This is a genomic window from Streptomyces sp. SCPE 10, assembly GCF_051980735.1.
GTDB lineage: Bacteria > Actinomycetota > Actinomycetes > Streptomycetales > Streptomycetaceae > Streptomyces > Streptomyces misionensis.
Window position 1 is genome coordinate 4301472 of sequence record NZ_CP197069.1, and the last position, 13927, is coordinate 4315398.

Here is a 13927-nt window from a genome sequence, read left to right on the forward strand (position 1 = left end):
CAATGCTCGGGGCACGGCCCAATTCTGTCACCATCTACACACTCTGAGTGACCGAATCGGGCTCAGCCCCCGGAAACTTCATGAAGGGAACCGGACATGGGTCCCCATCCTGCGGTCGCGGCGATACGCCTGGCGGTCCGCCGCGTCCTCCACGACATCCTGAACGACCTCCCGGCACCCGGCGACGGCCACCCGGCCACCGTGGGGCACCCGGGCCGGACGGCCGAGCGGCCCCCCTCCCCGCTCGTCCCCTCGCCCGCGGCCTCCAGCGCCCCGCCCGCGCCCCCGCTCGTGCTCGTCGCGTGTTCCGGCGGAGCCGACTCCATGGCCCTCGCCTCCGCGCTCGCCTTCGAGGCGCCCAAGCTCGGCCTGCGCGCCGGCGGCATCACCGTCGACCACGGTCTCCAGCCCGGCTCCGACCTCCGCGCCGAGGAGGTCGCCCTGCGGATGCGCGGCCTCGGCCTCAACCCCGTCGAAGCCGTCGCCGTCGACGTCGGCCGGGACGGCGGCCCCGAGGCCGCCGCCCGCGACGCCCGCTACGCCGCCCTGGACGCGGCGCTCGAACGGCACGGCGCCGCCGCGATCCTGCTCGGCCACACCCGCGACGACCAAGCCGAAACCGTCCTGCTGGGCCTCGCCCGGGGCTCCGGCATCCGCTCCCTGTCCGGAATGGCCGCGGTCTCGGGGGCCGGCGGCCGTTACCGGCGCCCCTTCCTCCACCTCGACCGGCAGACCGCCCGCAAGGCCTGCATGGTCCAGTCCCTGCCCGTCTGGGACGACCCCCACAACACCGACCCCGCCTACACCCGCTCCCGGCTGCGGCACGAGGGCCTGCCCGCCCTGGAGAAGGCCCTCGGCAAGGGCGTCGTGGAAGCGCTCGCCCGCACCGCCCAGCTGTCCCGCGACGACGCCGACGCCCTGGACACCTGGGCCAGCCAGGCCGAGGCATCGGTGCGCGACGCCGCGGGCCGGCTGGAGTGCGCCAAGCTCTACGCGCTGCCGCCCGCCGTGCGCCGCCGGATCCTGCGCCGTGCCGCCATCGAGGCGGGCGCCCCGGCCGGTTCCCTGTTCGCCCGCCACATCGAGGAAGTCGACCGGCTGATCACCGGCTGGCGGGGCCAGGGAGCCATCAATCTCCCGGGCCGCGTCGTCGCCCAGCGCCAGGGTGGCAGACTGGTGATTCGGCAAGGCTGAGTCCCGACGGCCCGGAGCGACCCTCCGGCGGCCGACCGGGCCGGCCGGAGGCCGTTTTCACGGCCGTAAGTGCGGGACGACCGAAAGTGATGCGGGTGGACGCGAAAGACATGGGTGCCGACCTCGAGAAGGTGCTCATCACCAAGGAAGAGATCGACGCCAAGCTGGCCGAACTGGCCGCGAAGATCGACGCGGAGTACGAGGGCAAGGACCTGCTGATCGTCGGCGTCCTCAAGGGCGCGGTGATGGTCATGGCCGACCTCGCCCGGGCGCTGTCCACCCCGGTCACCATGGACTGGATGGCCGTGTCCTCCTACGGCGCGGGCACCCAGTCCTCCGGTGTCGTGCGCATCCTCAAGGACCTCGACACCGACATCAAGGGCCGCGACGTCCTGATCGTCGAGGACATCATCGACTCCGGCCTGACCCTGTCCTGGCTGATCAACAACCTCGGCTCGCGCGAGCCGGCCTCCCTCAAGGTGTGCACGCTGCTGCGCAAGCCGGACGCCGCCAAGGTCGCCATCGACGTGGAGTGGGTCGGCTTCGACATTCCGAACGAGTTCGTCGTCGGCTACGGCCTCGACTACGCCGAGAAGTACCGCAACCTCCCGTTCGTCGGTACGCTCGCGCCGCACGTCTACGGCGGCTGAACCGGAACCGGGTCCGGGCTGAGCCAGTCGGACCAAGCCCGGCGAGATGATCGGGAACCCCGGCGGGTCCCGTGCCGTTGAAGCTTGCAGAGACGGGTTTCCCAGCCGTCGAAACGGCTCCGCGCGGCTTCGGGCACCATTGCTGGGGTACCGTCAGAAGAACTGTCTTATCAAACTCACTATGGCAGGAGGGACGGGGCGGCACCGCTCCGTATGGATGGACGTGAAGCGATACTTCCGTGGGCCGGTCATGTGGATCGTGCTGGCCGTCCTTGCCGTGGTCGTGTTGATGCAGGTCGTCGGCTCGTCCGGCGGCTACAAGACGGTGGACACCGGCCAGGTCGTCGCGGCGATCAATGACAACAGGGTCCAGTCGGCCAAACTGACCACGGGCGACGAGCAGACCATCAAGGTCACCCTCAAGGACGGCCAGAAGGTCTCCGGCAGCTCCAAGATCCAGGCGAGCTACATCGGCGACCAGGGTGTGACCATCGCCGGCACGCTGCAGACCAAGTACCAGAACAAGCAGATCCCGGACGGCTACACGGTCTCGCCGTCCAAGCAGAACCCGTTCGTCGGCGTCCTGCTCTCCCTGCTGCCCTTCGTTCTCATCGTCGTCGTCTTCCTGTTCCTGATGAACCAGATGCAGGGCGGCGGCTCCCGGGTGATGAACTTCGGGAAGTCCAAGGCCAAGCTGATCACCAAGGACACCCCGAAGACGACGTTCTCGGACGTCGCCGGCTGTGACGAGGCCGTCGAGGAACTCCACGAGATCAAGGAGTTCCTCCAGGAGCCGGCCAAGTTCCAGGCCGTCGGCGCCAAGATCCCCAAGGGTGTGCTGCTCTACGGCCGCCCGGGTACCGGCAAGACCCTGCTGGCGCGTGCCGTCGCGGGCGAGGCCGGCGTCCCCTTCTACTCGATCTCCGGTTCCGACTTCGTGGAGATGTTCGTCGGTGTCGGCGCCTCCCGCGTCCGCGACCTGTTCGAGCAGGCCAAGGCGAACGCCCCGGCGATCGTCTTCGTGGACGAGATCGACGCGGTCGGCCGCCACCGCGGCGCCGGCCTCGGCGGTGGGCACGACGAGCGCGAGCAGACCCTCAACCAGCTGCTGGTCGAGATGGACGGCTTCGACGTCAAGGGCGGCGTCATCCTGATCGCCGCCACCAACCGGCCCGACATCCTCGACCCGGCGCTGCTGCGGCCCGGCCGCTTCGACCGCCAGATCGCGGTCGACCCGCCGGACCTCCAGGGCCGTCTGGAGATCCTCAAGGTCCACCAGAAGGGCAAGCCGGTCGCGCCCGACGTCGACCTGGCCGCCGTCGCCCGCCGTACCCCCGGCATGACCGGCGCCGACCTGGCCAACGTGCTCAACGAGGCCGCGCTGCTCACCGCGCGCAGCGACCAGAAGCTGATCGACAACAAGGCGCTGGACGAGGCGATCGACCGTGTGGTCGCGGGCCCGCAGAAGCGGACCCGGATCATGTCGGACAAGGAGAAGAAGATCACCGCGTACCACGAGGGCGGTCACGCCCTGGTCGCGGCGGCCTCGCCGAACTCCGACCCGGTCCACAAGATCACGATCCTGTCCCGCGGCCGTGCCCTCGGTTACACGATGGTCCTGCCCGACGAGGACAAGTACTCGACCACGCGCAACGAGATGCTCGACCAGCTCGCCTACATGCTGGGCGGCCGGGCGGCCGAGGAACTGGTCTTCCACGACCCGACCACCGGTGCCGCCAACGACATCGAGAAGGCCACCAACCTGGCCCGCGCGATGGTCACCCAGTACGGCATGACCGAGCGGCTCGGCGCCATCAAGTTCGGCGGCGACAACAGCGAGCCCTTCCTCGGCCGTGAGATGGCGCACCAGCGCGACTACTCGGAAGAGGTCGCCGCGCTGGTGGACGAAGAGGTCAAGAAGCTCATCGAGACCGCGCACAACGAGGCCTGGGAGATCCTGGTCGAGAACCGCGACGTGCTCGACAACCTCGTTCTCCAGCTGCTGGAGAAGGAGACGCTGGGCAAGGAGGAGATCGCCGAGATCTTCGCCCCGATCGTCAAGCGCCCGCCGCGGCCCGCCTGGACCGGTTCCTCGCGCCGCACCCCGTCCACCCGCCCGCCGGTGCTCTCCCCGAAGGAGCTGGCGCTGACCAACGGTGCGAACGGTTCGACGGCCGCGATCAGCACGGCCAAGTCCACCGCGGGCGAGTCCGCCCCGGTGACGGACCAGGCCCCGGAGGACCGTCCGGAAAGCTGACCCACCGGCCGCTTTCCGGCCGAGGCGGCCCGGAATGAACGCCGCACCCCCCAGGTTCTAGCCTGGGGGGCGCGGCATTTTTCGTATGCACGCACGTGTGACGACAGGAACGAGGCACCAGATGACCGACCCGGTGACGCTGGACAGCGAGCGCCCCGTCGGCGAGTTCGACGAGAAGCGCGCCGAGAATGCCGTACGGGAGCTGTTGATCGCGGTCGGCGAGGACCCCGACCGCGAGGGGCTGCGCGAGACGCCGGCTCGGGTGGCGCGGGCCTACAGGGAGATCTTCGCCGGGCTGTGGCAGCAGCCCGAGGACGTGCTCACCACCACGTTCGACCTGGGGCACGACGAGATGGTCCTGGTGAAGGACATCGAGGTGTACTCGACCTGTGAGCACCACCTGGTGCCGTTCCGTGGCGTGGCGCACGTGGGCTACATCCCGTCGGTCTCCGGGAAGATCACCGGTCTGTCGAAGCTGGCGCGTCTGGTGGACGTCTACGCCCGCAGGCCGCAGGTGCAGGAACGACTCACCACGCAGATCGCGGACTCCCTGATGGAGATCCTGGAGCCGCGGGGCGTCATCGTGGTCGTCGAGTGCGAGCACATGTGCATGTCGATGCGCGGCATCCGCAAGCCGGGCGCCAAGACCATAACGTCGGCGGTGCGCGGTCAGCTGCGCGACGCGGCGACCCGCAACGAGGCCATGAGCCTGATCATGGCGCGCTGAGCCGGAGCCCGGGGGAGCCGGCGCTCACGCCGCCGGTTCCGCGCCCGGGTGGTCCTGGTCGTCGTCCTCGGGGAGCTTGCAGACGCGTTCGAGGAAGAGGGCGGCCGCTATCACCGCGAGGCCCGCGAGGACCGAGAAGCCCGCGTAGAAGGCCTGGTCGCGGCGGGTGGGGAGGTCCAGGAGCTCCAGCAGGAAGACGCCCGTGCCGCCGTACATGCCGGCGACGAGGGCGGCGACCAGGGCGCTGGCCTGGCCGAAGACGACCGCGCGGGCGGCCATCAGCGGGTCGACGCCCTTCGCGCCGGGGCGGCGCTCGCGCTGGGCCTTGAGGCGGGAGCGGATCGAGAGCGCCGTGGACAGCAGGACCACGGCGATCAGGGCGAGGACGATGGGGGCGGCCAGGGGGACGCCGGGCAGGGTCCCGATCGAGTTCCAGAGGCGGGCGCCCGCCCAGGACAGGATGCCCGCCACGACGAACACGCCGATCAGCACCCTGATACGCAGCTCTCTCACGGTGTCCCTTCAGTTCCCCCGGACCGGTCCCGGTGGTGGTCGTCTTGACCTTAACGACTACTCGGGCAGTCGGAGTTCCAGGTCCGTGCGTGGTGCGACGCCCTCCCGGGTGACGGCCGCGAGCAGTTCGGCCACCGCGCCGCGGCCGGGCAGCTGGGCCGCCGGGTCCACGTCGTGCCAGGGCGCGAGGACGAACGCGCGCTCGTGGGCGCGCGGGTGGGGCAGGGTCAGCTGCGGGTCGTCGGAGGTGACGTCGGCGTAGGCGACGATGTCCACGTCCAGGGTGCGCGGGCCCCAGCGCTCGTCGCGGACGCGGTGGAAGGCCTCCTCGACGGCGTGCGCGCGCTCCAGCAGGGAGGAGGGCGGCAGGGTGGTCTTCAGGGCCACGACCGCGTTGAAGTACGACGGCTGGCTGCCGGGTTCGACGCCCCAGGGCTCGGTCTCGTAGACGGGCGAGACGGCCTTGACGCGGACACCGGGGGTGTCCTCCAGCGCGTCCACGGCACCCTGGAGGGTCTCCAGGCGGTTGCCGAGGTTGGATCCGATGGAGATCACGGCCCACTTGGGGTTCTGCAGGGTGGTGTCGGCCGCGTCCACCTTCTCGACGACCGAGGCGGGCACCGGCTGGACGGTCGGGTCACTGTGACCCTGGACGAAAGGTCGGGTCATGCTCGGCTCCGGGTGATGGTGACGGTCACGTCGTCGAAGGGGACGGTGATCGGGGCGTCGGGCTTGTGCACGCACACCTCGACCTCCTGGACCCCTTCGTGTTTCAGGCAGGTCTGGGCGATCCGCTCGGCCAGTGTCTCGATGAGGTTCACCGGCTCGCCCTCGACCACGGCCACGACCTCCTCGGCCACGATGCCGTAGTGCACGGTCTTCGTCAGGTCGTCGTCGGCCGCGGCCGGCCGGATGTCCAGGCCCAGGACGATGTCCACGAGGAAGGTCTGGCCCTCCTCGCGCTCCTTGGGGAACACACCGTGGTGCCCGCGGGCCTTCAGGCCGCGCAGCGCGACACGATCCACGCGAATCACTCCTGCAATCGTCGGGAACGACCGGCCCGTACCGCGTGCGGGCGACACACCGGTCACGGACGAATCTACCTGCGGGCGCCGACAGGCCCGGGTCCCAGGGGCCCGGCCCCGGCCGGGACCGGGCGGGACGCACCGCTCGTTCCCCCGGGGAACCCCGCCGCGTCATGGGCTGGTAGCCGGTGATACCCCGGGGTAGGTGATTCCAACCACTTCTCGGTCCCGGTGCGCCGTCGTCGGTCCCCTACCCGCTCAGGCGAGGGGGTCGTCGTCCGGATTCACGCCATTCACGCCGCCCTCGCCGTCCTCGGTGTCGTCGCCGTCGGCGAGGACGGGGGAGGCGTGGTGGGACCAGAGCTTCCAGCCGAGCGGTGTGCGCCGGAACACATTGGTGGCGACGACGAGCTGGCCGACCAGGGGCCCGAGTTCGTCGCCCTCCGCGGGGGCGGGGCCGCCGCTGAGGATGTTCTCGGTGCAGGTCACGAGCGCGGTGTCGCCGGTGACGGAGACGTGCACATCGGTCAGGAAGAACTGGATGTAGTCGGTGTTGGCCATGATCAGGGCGTACGACCTGAGGACCTCGCCGCGGCCGGTGAGCACCGGCCAGCCGGGGTGCACGCAGGAGATCACGCCGCTGTCGGCCGGATCGTGGTACTCCTCGTCCACGCCCAGGTCGGAGGGGGTGAGCCAGAGGTCGGAGACCTCCTCGAAGTCGCCGCGTTCGAGGGCCTCGTAGAAGGCGGTGTTGGCGGCCTCGACCTGTTCTACGTCGGTGTGGGGGGCGCTCACCGGTCTCCGTCCGCGATGTGTGCGCCGGCGGCGCCGTGAGTGTGGCCGGTTCCGTGCGCCGCGTCGGTCGCCTCGGCCGCCGGAACGGGCGTCGTACCCGCCGTGGCGCGTGCCCCTTCGACCGCGCGCGCGACCCGTACGGCGTCCGCCGTGGCGCGCACCTCGTGGACGCGCACGGCCCAGGCGCCGCCGTGCGCCGCGAGTGCCGAGACGGCGGCGGTGGCGGCGTCGCGTTCCCGGGCGGGCGGGGGAGCGCCCTCGGGTCCGGCGAGCACCCGGCCGAGGAACCGCTTGCGGGAGGCGGCCACCAGCAGCGGGTGGCCGAGGGCGCGCAGCCGGTCGAGGTGGGCCAGGAGGGCGAGGTCGTGCTCGGCCTCCTTGGAGAAGCCGAGACCGGGGTCGACGACGATCCGGTCGGGGGCGATGCCGCCGGCCAGGACGGCGTCGACGCGGGCGCGCAGTTCGTCCACGACCTCGCCGACGACGTCCTCGTACACGCCGTGGATGCCGCCGCCCTCAAGGAAGCCGCGCCAGTGCATGACGACGAAGGGGGCGCCGGCGGCGGCGACGACCGGGATCATCTCGGGGTCGGCGAGGCCGCCGCTGACGTCGTTGACGAGGGCGGCGCCGGCCTTCAGGGACCGGGCCGCGACCGAGGCGCGCATGGTGTCGACGGAGACGACGACGCCCTCGGCGGCGAGGCCCCGCACGACCGGGATGACCCGCCGCAGTTCCTCGTCCTCGTCCACCCGGGTGGCGCCCGGGCGGGTGGACTCGCCGCCGACGTCGATCAGGTCGGCGCCCGCCGCGACGAGGTCGAGGCCGTGCTTGACGGCGGCCGTCGTGTCGAACCAGCGGCCGCCGTCGGAGAAGGAATCGGGGGTGACGTTCACGACCCCCATGACCGCGCACCGGTCCCATGCCGGAAGGCCCGCCACTCGGCCGCGCCCGCTGAGCTTGTTCATACGTTCAGCGTAGGCCCCGGGCGGCGCCGCGACGGCCGGTAGGGCCGGGGCGGCGCCGGGCGGACGGATCATGCCGCGCGGGCGTCGCGTTCGGTCACGGTGTGCGCGCACGCGCGTTCCGCCGACGGACGGCGCCGCCGCAGGAAGCGGGGCAGGGGCAGGGCCAGGTTGACGAAGCCCTCGGCCTGCATGGTGGCGAAGCCGATGCGGGGCAGGTCGGTGGTGGCGCGGTAGACGATGAAGCGCGGCTCCCAGCGCGGCTGGAACTTGGCGTTGAACTTGTACAGCGACTCGATCTGGAACCAGCGCGAGAGGAACACCAGCAGTCCGCGCCAGGCGCGCAGCACCGGTCCGGCGCCGATCTTCTCGCCGCGGGCGAGGGCGGAGCGGAACATGGCGAAGTTCAGCGAGACGCGGGTGATGCCGAACCTGGGCGCGGCCTGGAGGGCGGCGACGATCAGCAGCTCGTTCATGCCCGGGTCGGCGCTGCGGTCGCGTCGCATCAGGTCGAGCGAGGCACCGTCCTCACCCCAGGGCACGAAGTGCAGGATCGCCTTCAGGTCGCCGTACTCGCCCGGTTCGTCGTCGGCCTTGTGGGCGGTGGCTATGAGGCAGTCGCCGTCGGCCGGGTCGCCGATCCGGCCGAGGGCCATGGAGAAGCCGCGCTCGGTGTCGGTGCCGCGCCAGTCCTCCGCGGCCCGCCGGATGCGGTCCAGCTCGGCCTCGCCGAGGTCATGGATGCGCCGTACCCGGGTTTCGTAACCGGCCCGTTCGATGCGCTTGACCATCTGCCGGACGTTGCGCATGGCGCGCCCGGCGAGCGAGAAATCCGCGACGTCCACCACCGCCTCGTCGCCCAGTTCCAGGGCGTCCAGCCCGGTTTCGCGGGTCCACACCTCGCCGCCGGTCTCCGAGCAGCCCACGACCGCGGGCGTCCAGGAGTGCGCCCTGGCCTCGTCCATGAAGCGTTCGATGGCGCCCGGCCAGGCCTCGACGTCCCCGATGGGGTCGCCGCTGGCGAGCATCACGCCGGAGATGACGCGGTAGGTGACGGCGGCCTTGCCGCTGGGTGAGAAGACGACCGCCTTGTCGCGGCGCAGCGCGAAGTGGCCGAGGGAGTCGCGGCCGCCGTGCTTGGCCAGCAGCGCCCGCAGTTTCGCCTCGTCGTCCTCGGTGAGGCGGGCGGCCGGGTGCTCGGGGCGGAAGGCCAGGTAGATCGTGGTGACGGCGGTGAGCCAGCCGAGCGCGCCGAGGGAGAAGGCGACGGTCCAGGAGGTGTTGCCCTGGTAGTCGACCGGGCCCTCGAAGCCGAACAGGCCGTAGACGACATGGGTGAGCCGGTCGGCCAGGCTCGGGTCGCCGATCGTGCGGTGCGGGTGGACGCTGACGATGACCAGCCCGAGCACGAGCGAACCGGCGCTCATCAGCACGAAGTTGGCGAGTGCGCGCCAGCGGCTGCGCGGGTCCGGCAGGGCCGCGAACTCCCGGCGGTGCCAGATCAGCGGCACCAGCAGGACGGCCGCGAACAGCACGCCGGCCAGCGAGTGGCGGTAGGCGAACTGGCTCACCGCGCCGGCCGGCAGCAGCGCGACCGCGGCGCGCCACGCACGGCGCTTGCGCCGCCTGAGTCCATGCGCGAGCAGCAGCAACAGCACGCCGACGCTGAGCGAGAGGGCCGCGGCGAACGGTCCGAAGGAACCGGGGAGCACCTCGGCCAGGGCGTGCATACGGCTGTGACGGAAGCGCGGGAAGACTCCTGCGGCGATGTCCAGGAGGCCGACGAGCGCGACCGCTCTGCCGACCAGGCCGGGGACGGCCTCGGGGCGCGGGCCGCGCGGTATGCGCAGCGCCCGGTTCGATCGGCCCGGAACCCCGCCCGACATTTCCCCATCTATCCTGACAGACATCGCATCCCGTAGTTCTGCGAGAGACCTTGGACCCGGGCCCGATCGGGCATCCGGTGACATTGCGCCCTCTAGGACGGTGTCTCGGGGAGAGAGGTTCACTCCCCTCCGGAAAGTCGGGTCAAAGGCCAAGGAAAGCCCCGGGCAAACCCACGCGACGGCGCGTGGGCGCGGCCCGGGCCGAGAGCGCAGGCAGGGAAACAGCCATGGGTCTGACGAGCAACAAGGTGCTGGTGCTGGCGATGGTGTTCGCCGTGGCGCTGTTCGCGGGCACGGTGTGGCTGTGGCCGCGGCTCGCCCGGCACAGCTGGCGGGCCGTCGGCGGACGGATCGGGATGCTGCTGGTCACCCAGCTCGCGCTGTTCGCCTCGGTGGGGCTCGCCGCCAACCAGGCGTTCGGCTTCTACGCCAGCTGGGCGGACCTGTTCGGCCAGGAGAACGGCCAGGGCGTGGTCGTCGACCACATAGCGGACGGTGCCCGCAGCCCGATCCAGGTGGTCTCCACCTCCCGGGTGACCGGGGTGAGCAGCGGGGCGCCGCAGGTGGCCGGGCAGATCCAGAAGGTGGACATCCTCGGCCGTACGACCCGCATCGGGGCGCCGGCGTTCGTCTATCTGCCGCCGGAGTACTTCCAGGCGCGCAACCGCGACCGCAAGTTCCCGGTCTCCGTCGTCCTGACGGGCTACCCGGGCACCGCGCAGGCGCTGGTGGACAAGCTGCGCTACCCGAGCACGGCGCAACAGCTCGCCAAGAGCGGCCGGATGCAGCCGATGATCCTGGTGATGATGCGCCCGGCGGTGGCCCCGCCGCGGGACACCGAGTGCGTGGACGTCCCCGGGGGCCCGAAGACGGAGACGTTCTTCGCCAAGGACCTGCGTGACTCGGTGATGGCGCGTTACCGGGTGGACAAGACGCCCGCGAGCTGGGGCATCATCGGCGACTCGACCGGCGGTTACTGCGCGCTGAAGATCGCCATGCACCACCCGAAGTCGTACGCCGCCGCCGTCGGCCTGTCGCCGTACTACAACGCGCCGATCGATCCCACCACCGGCGACCTCTTCCACGGTGACGCGAACCTGCGTAATCGTGCCAACCTCTTCTGGGTGCTCAGGCACCAGGCGGCCCCCGAGACGTCACTGCTCGTCACCAGCAGCAAAATCGGTGAGCACAACTACAAGGACACGCTCAAATTCATCAAGAGCGTGCAGAACACGAACGTGACCAGGATTTCCTCGATCATCCTTCCGAGCGGCGGGCACAACTTCAACACCTGGCGGCGGGAGATCCCCGAGGCGTTGCAGTGGCTCGGCACCCGGCTGGTCTCGCACTGAACGACCGGATCCTGACGCCCCGTGAGGCACGCCGTGTGGCCGTGTTTTTGCGGGGCGGGGGCCCATGAATCGCCTACGCGCGGTAAGTTTCTGGCCATGCCACGTGGACGCCACCGCCATTCCCCGCCTCTGCACCGGCTGTTGCCCCCCTCCGCCATCGCCGGCGTCTCCGTCGCCTGTGCGCTGGGTCCCTGGGTGTTCTCCGAGGCCGCGGTGCTGCGCGTGCTGGCCGGAGCCGCCGCGGCGACCGCGCTCGCCGGCGCGTTCGTGATGCGCCGCTGGGACATCCACGCGGGCAAGCAGGTCGCCGACCTCGCCCGCGCCCGGGCCAGCGACGAGTGGCGGTTCGAGGAACGGGTCGCCGAGCTGGAGGCCGACCTGGAGGAATCCCGCGAACTGCGCGCCAAGCTGGAGCAGCGGCTGCGCGCCAAGCGCGCCGAGCTGGCCGGGCTGCGCAACGAGCACGCGGCCCTGCTGCGCCGCTACGCCACCGCGGAGACCGAGCGCGCGAGCGCCCTGGAGGGCCGCCGCCTGCTGGAGATCGAGTCCGGGACGCCCGCGCTGCCGCCTGCCGCGCGCTCGGCCTCGCCGGCCCTGCCGCCGGCCCGGAGCGCGGAGCCGTCCGCCGCCGTCGCCGGGGAGCCGGAGAAGACGTACGACGTGTTCTCGGCCGCGGGCGCGAAGCTGTACGGGCAGGCGCTGCGGGCGCTGGCCGCGTTCGACCGGGAGCGCGGCACCGGGCCCGGGCCGGAGGGCGAGGACCAGGCCGCCGCCAAAGGGGACGACGCCGCCGGGGACATAGCCGCGCCGGACGGTGCGCACGCGCCGTCCGAGGACGCCGGACCCGCCGAGGGACGGCCCGCGGCCACCGCCCCGCAGGCCCCCGAGGCCGCTGAGACCTCCGAGTCGGCGGAGACCCCCGAGTCTGGCGGAACCTCCGAGGCTGCCCGGGCAGCCGGGGCCGCCGAGACGCCCGCCGGGGCGCCCGCCGCCGGGCACTTCACGGTGCCGACCGCCGTGGCCGTCGTACCGGCGGCACCGCCCGCGCGGCGCCCGACGACCTCGGGCGGTTTCGACTTCTTCGGCACGCAGAAGGGCGCGGGCCCGCACAAGGGCACGCCGAAGCCCGCGCTGGACTCCGTGCAGAACGAGGACCTGGCCGATGTCGTCGGCCAGGAGGCGCTGGACGTGCACAAGGCCGAGGCCGAGGCGGAGTTCAAGCCCGCCGGGGACAAGGCGCGGGGCGTGGGACAGGTCATCGACCTGACCGCGCACGACGAGACCGAGCAGATCGACGTCCAGGGGCTGCGCAGCGCCGCCTCCTGAGGACGGCACGCCGCACACCGGGCCCGGCCTCCCCGCGGGGAAGCCGGGCCTTCGCGCGTGCCGGCATGGGGGAAACTGGAGCCATGACTCCTACGACGGAGACCACGGTCGGGATCGGCGGTGCCGCGGAAAGCACCGACATGGTGCTCAACATCGGGCCCCAGCACCCGTCCACGCACGGCGTGCTGCGGCTCAGGCTGGTGCTGGACGGCGAGCGCATCGTGCGTGCCGAGCCGGTGATCGGCTATATGCACCGAGGCGCGGAGAAGCTCTTCGAGGCCCGCGACTACCGGCAGATCATCATGCTCGCCAACCGCCACGACTGGCTGTCGGCGTTCTCCAACGAGCTGGGCGTGGTCCTCGCCGTGGAGCGGATGCTCGGCATGGAGGTGCCCGAGCGCGCGGTGTGGACGCGCACGCTGCTCGCCGAGCTGAACCGGGTGCTCAACCACCTGATGTTCCTCGGCTCCTACCCGCTGGAACTCGGCGGGATCACCCCCGTGTTCTACGCGTTCCGCGAGCGCGAGGTGCTCCAGAACGTCATGGAGGAGGTCTCCGGCGGGCGCATGCACTACATGTTCAACCGCGTCGGCGGCCTCAAGGAGGACCTGCCGGCCGGCTGGGCGGGCCGCGCGCGGGCCGCCGTCGCCGCCGTGCGCTCGCGCATGGACGTCTTCGACGACCTGGTGCTCGGCAACGAGATCTTCCGGGGGCGCACGCGCGGGGTGGGGGCGCTCGCCCCCGAGGCGGTGCACGCCTACGGCGTGAGCGGGCCCATCGCACGCGGCTCGGGCGTCGACTTCGACCTGCGCCGCGACGAGCCGTACCTGGCGTACGGCGAGCTGCGGGACACGCTGAAGGTCGTCACCCGGAGCGAGGGCGACTGCCTGGCCCGCTTCGAGGTGCTGCTGGAACAGACGCACAACGCGCTGGACCTCGCGGACGCCTGCCTGGACCGGCTCGCCGAGCTGCCGCCCGGACCGATCAACCAGCGCCTGCCGAAGGTGCTGAAGGCGCCCGAGGGACACACGTACGCCTGGACCGAGAACCCGCTCGGGATCAACGGGTACTACCTGGTCAGCAAGGGCGAGAAGACGCCGTACCGGCTCAAGCTGCGCTCGGCGTCGTACAACAACATCCAGGCGCTGACCGAGCTGCTGCCCGGGACGCTGGTGGCGGACATGGTGGCGATCCTCGGCTCGATGTTCTTCGTGGTCGGCGACATCGACAAGTAGGCCGC

The 13927-nt window shown here is 71.5% G+C and carries 13 protein-coding genes; 7 read left to right on the forward strand and 6 right to left on the reverse strand.

Annotated features, from left to right (window positions below; translation table 11 throughout):
• Positions 1-96 precede the first annotated feature (96 nt).
• The 4 genes from tilS to folE all read left to right on the forward strand — a co-directional run bounded on the left by tilS (position 97) and on the right by folE (position 4828).
• A complete protein-coding gene (gene tilS, locus ACSP97_RS19970) occupies positions 97-1194 on the forward strand; it encodes a tRNA lysidine(34) synthetase TilS (protein ID WP_440553638.1) in 1098 nt (365 codons plus the stop codon).
• Positions 1195-1283: 89 nt separating this feature from the next.
• Positions 1284-1844, forward strand: coding sequence for a hypoxanthine phosphoribosyltransferase (hpt, locus tag ACSP97_RS19975; RefSeq protein ID WP_070022462.1), 561 nt, complete (start codon positions 1284-1286; stop codon positions 1842-1844).
• 217 nt (positions 1845-2061) lie between these two features.
• Complete coding sequence (gene ftsH, locus ACSP97_RS19980; RefSeq protein WP_355149718.1) at positions 2062-4101, forward strand: ATP-dependent zinc metalloprotease FtsH; 2040 nt, start codon at positions 2062-2064, stop codon at positions 4099-4101.
• A 121-nt stretch (positions 4102-4222) separates the two neighbouring features.
• A complete protein-coding gene (gene folE / locus ACSP97_RS19985; protein ID WP_355149821.1) occupies positions 4223-4828 on the forward strand; it encodes a GTP cyclohydrolase I FolE in 606 nt (201 codons plus the stop codon).
• A gap of 24 nt (positions 4829-4852) precedes the next feature.
• Here the strand turns inward: folE and ACSP97_RS19990 are convergent, their stop codons facing one another.
• From ACSP97_RS19990 to ACSP97_RS20015, 6 genes are all read right to left on the reverse strand, one after another.
• Positions 4853-5341, reverse strand: coding sequence for a DUF3180 domain-containing protein (locus ACSP97_RS19990; RefSeq protein WP_355149720.1), 489 nt, complete (start codon positions 5339-5341; stop codon positions 4853-4855).
• 57 nt (positions 5342-5398) lie between these two features.
• Positions 5399-6010 carry a 2-amino-4-hydroxy-6-hydroxymethyldihydropteridine diphosphokinase gene (gene folK / locus ACSP97_RS19995; RefSeq protein WP_355149722.1) on the reverse strand — a complete coding sequence of 204 codons (612 nt, stop codon included), beginning with the start codon at positions 6008-6010 and terminating at the stop codon, positions 5399-5401.
• Entirely contained in the window at positions 6007-6366 is a 360-nt protein-coding gene (gene folB, locus ACSP97_RS20000; RefSeq protein ID WP_355149724.1) for a dihydroneopterin aldolase, read from the reverse strand. The genes folK and folB overlap by 4 nt, the downstream gene beginning before the upstream one ends.
• A 258-nt stretch (positions 6367-6624) precedes the next feature.
• A complete protein-coding gene (locus ACSP97_RS20005) occupies positions 6625-7161 on the reverse strand; it encodes a nuclear transport factor 2 family protein (RefSeq protein ID WP_355149726.1) in 537 nt (178 codons plus the stop codon).
• Positions 7158-8126, reverse strand: a complete 969-nt coding sequence (gene folP, locus ACSP97_RS20010; RefSeq protein ID WP_355149728.1) for a dihydropteroate synthase — start codon at positions 8124-8126, stop codon at positions 7158-7160. The genes ACSP97_RS20005 and folP overlap by 4 nt, the downstream gene beginning before the upstream one ends.
• A gap of 68 nt (positions 8127-8194) precedes the next feature.
• A complete protein-coding gene (locus ACSP97_RS20015) occupies positions 8195-10009 on the reverse strand; it encodes a phosphatidylglycerol lysyltransferase domain-containing protein (protein WP_355529693.1) in 1815 nt (604 codons plus the stop codon).
• Positions 10010-10236: 227 nt separating this feature from the next.
• Here ACSP97_RS20015 and ACSP97_RS20020 point away from each other — a divergent pair, with 227 nt between their 5' ends.
• The 3 genes from ACSP97_RS20020 (at position 10237) to ACSP97_RS20030 (ending at position 13922) form a co-directional block, all read left to right on the forward strand.
• On the forward strand, positions 10237-11361 hold the full coding sequence (locus tag ACSP97_RS20020) for an alpha/beta hydrolase (RefSeq protein WP_355149732.1): 1125 nt from the start codon (positions 10237-10239) through the stop codon (positions 11359-11361).
• Between the two features lie 96 nt (positions 11362-11457).
• Positions 11458-12687, forward strand: coding sequence for a hypothetical protein (locus tag ACSP97_RS20025; protein WP_440553644.1), 1230 nt, complete (start codon positions 11458-11460; stop codon positions 12685-12687).
• Between the two features lie 83 nt (positions 12688-12770).
• Complete coding sequence (locus ACSP97_RS20030; protein WP_355149736.1) at positions 12771-13922, forward strand: NADH-quinone oxidoreductase subunit D; 1152 nt, start codon at positions 12771-12773, stop codon at positions 13920-13922.
• Positions 13923-13927: the final 5 nt, after the last annotated feature.

Excerpts from the sequence above, each read along its gene's own strand:
- ftsH (WP_355149718.1), top strand. The coding sequence starts at position 2,062 with ATGGACGTGAAGCGATACTTCCGTGGGCCGGTCATGTGGATCGTGCTG.
- tilS (WP_440553638.1), top strand. The coding sequence starts at position 97 with ATGGGTCCCCATCCTGCGGTCGCGGCGATACGCCTGGCGGTCCGCCGC.
- folK (WP_355149722.1), bottom strand. The coding sequence starts at position 6,010 with ATGACCCGACCTTTCGTCCAGGGTCACAGTGACCCGACCGTCCAGCCG.
- hpt (WP_070022462.1), top strand. The coding sequence starts at position 1,284 with ATGCGGGTGGACGCGAAAGACATGGGTGCCGACCTCGAGAAGGTGCTC.
- ACSP97_RS20020 (WP_355149732.1), top strand. The coding sequence starts at position 10,237 with ATGGGTCTGACGAGCAACAAGGTGCTGGTGCTGGCGATGGTGTTCGCC.
- ACSP97_RS20025 (WP_440553644.1), top strand. The coding sequence starts at position 11,458 with ATGCCACGTGGACGCCACCGCCATTCCCCGCCTCTGCACCGGCTGTTG.
- ACSP97_RS20015 (WP_355529693.1), bottom strand. The coding sequence starts at position 10,009 with ATGTCGGGCGGGGTTCCGGGCCGATCGAACCGGGCGCTGCGCATACCG.
- ACSP97_RS20030 (WP_355149736.1), top strand. The coding sequence starts at position 12,771 with ATGACTCCTACGACGGAGACCACGGTCGGGATCGGCGGTGCCGCGGAA.
- folP (WP_355149728.1), bottom strand. The coding sequence starts at position 8,126 with ATGAACAAGCTCAGCGGGCGCGGCCGAGTGGCGGGCCTTCCGGCATGG.
- folE (WP_355149821.1), top strand. The coding sequence starts at position 4,223 with ATGACCGACCCGGTGACGCTGGACAGCGAGCGCCCCGTCGGCGAGTTC.